This is a genomic window from Peribacillus sp. CSMR9, assembly GCF_033141925.1.
GTDB classification, from domain to species: domain Bacteria; phylum Bacillota; class Bacilli; order Bacillales; family DSM-1321; genus Peribacillus; species Peribacillus simplex_A.
Map to the genome: position 1 here is coordinate 1 of NZ_JAOPHO010000172.1, position 1,697 is coordinate 1,697.

Annotated in this window: 3 protein-coding genes; all 3 read left to right on the plus strand. The window is 35.8% G+C overall.

The features are described 5' to 3' along the window. Nucleotides 1-142: 142 nt before the first annotated feature. The gene (locus N9I19_RS24650; RefSeq protein ID WP_317779316.1) at nt 143-1,048 is read left to right on the plus strand and encodes a DUF4373 domain-containing protein; all 906 of its coding nucleotides are present in this window, start codon (nt 143-145) and stop codon (nt 1,046-1,048) included. A 3-nt stretch (nt 1,049-1,051) separates the two neighbouring features. Beyond that, complete coding sequence (locus N9I19_RS24655) at nt 1,052-1,408, plus strand: replicative helicase loader/inhibitor (protein WP_317779317.1); 357 nt, start codon at nt 1,052-1,054, stop codon at nt 1,406-1,408. A gap of 2 nt (nt 1,409-1,410) precedes the next feature. Further along, a partial coding sequence (locus N9I19_RS24660; protein ID WP_317779318.1) for a DnaB-like helicase N-terminal domain-containing protein occupies nt 1,411-1,697 on the plus strand: 287 nt, incomplete at its 3' end.

The following is a 1,697-nucleotide window of genomic DNA, read 5'->3' on the forward strand; positions in this document are numbered from 1 at the left end:
TGAGGGGCTCCCTACTTTTACGAAGTAAATATTTGATACTCCTATTTTAGCAATCTTTTTATGCCTAATCAAGGGTTGGGGACGGGAAGCTAATGAGGCACAACACTTTATCGCAATTTTTTTAAAAGGAGGCGAGGTGATAATGGCCAGGCCTAAAAAAGAAGGCTTAGATTATTTTCCATTGGATGTTGATATGGATCAAGACGATAAAATTGCTTTGATCGAAGCGAAACATGGTGTCAAAGGATTTGGGATTACATTGAAACTTCTAATGAAAATCTATAAAGAAGGTTACTTTTATCGTTGGACAGAAAGGGAACAATTACTCTTTTCTAGCCGAATAAATGTAAACATTAATACAGTTCAAGATATAGTTCATGATTGCATAAACTGGGGATTATTTGACCAAGAAACGTTTGATAAATACGGGGTTTTAACGTCAAAAGGCATTCAAACACGTTATATAGAGGCAATTGTCAGGAGGAAGTCGGTTACTCTTTATGAGGAATTTTTGCTGATAGATTATCGGGAACATATTGGCTCTAGTAAAATCACAATTTCTTTGGTTAATACAGACAATAAAGAAGTTAATGTAAACATTAATTCCCTATTACCCATAGTAAATGGTGACATCAATCCCCAAAGTAAAGTAAAGGAAAGTAAAGTAAAGGAAAGTAATAAAAACAATATACCCGAACAAATTGAAAATTTGCGTCTCAGGTATTCTGATAATCAATTAAAAATTATTGATGATTACCTAGAAATGATTCGGCATACAAGGGTGAGTGCTAAGATATCTCCTTCTGTAATTTTAGGAATGTATCAAGACTGGGACAAGCATCCAACAATTTGTGTAGAGTATGGCTTAAAAACTCATAGTGATAATCCCGCTTACCATTCCAAAAAGGAGAATTATACTCTTGGAATTATTCGACACACGACAGCAGAAGAGGCAGCTGATAAGTTATCCAAGTCATTGCCGCAATTGAATACGGGTACACATAAAAAACAAAATAGCTTTTTAGCTCTTGTGGAAAAAGGAGGTTAACCCTTGGAAAGAAGGCAGATTGCAGAATTACTAGATTCGATTCAATCTAGTTATCCAGGTAAGTTCGTGGTTCAGGATCCTACTAGTTTACTTGATTCTTGGGAAAGAGTTTTGAAAAAGCACGATTCTGAAAAGGTCCTGAAAAATTTTGATCGTCACCTTGAATCCAGTGTTTTTCCTCCTACGATTGCTGATCTTGTGAAGAAAAGGCCATTAGACAGAATGGACTCCATTCCAAGCGTTGATGAAACACTAGAATATCTAAGATTGCTAGAAAGTAAATCGGAAATGAGCGAAGAGTCCGTTCACTCTATCGAGGAATCCAAGAAGCAAATCAGAAAAATACTAGGAAGGTCCTAAATATGGAAGAACATCTTTTATACAATCTTGAAGCTGAAAAATCATATTTGGGGATTCTACTAATTGAGCCTGGATTAATTAAAGACGGGAAGATAAAACCTTTTCAATTATCACCAGGGAAGAATTTCAATGTCTTATGGACGATACAAGATTTAGATGAGAAAGGGATTCCCATTGATTTTGTTTCAGTCATGGAACGAGTTGGAAGGAAAAACATAGATAAAATTGGTGGGCCTGATTATTTAGGTGACTTGGCAGCCTCCGTACCATCAATAGCCAGTTTTACATA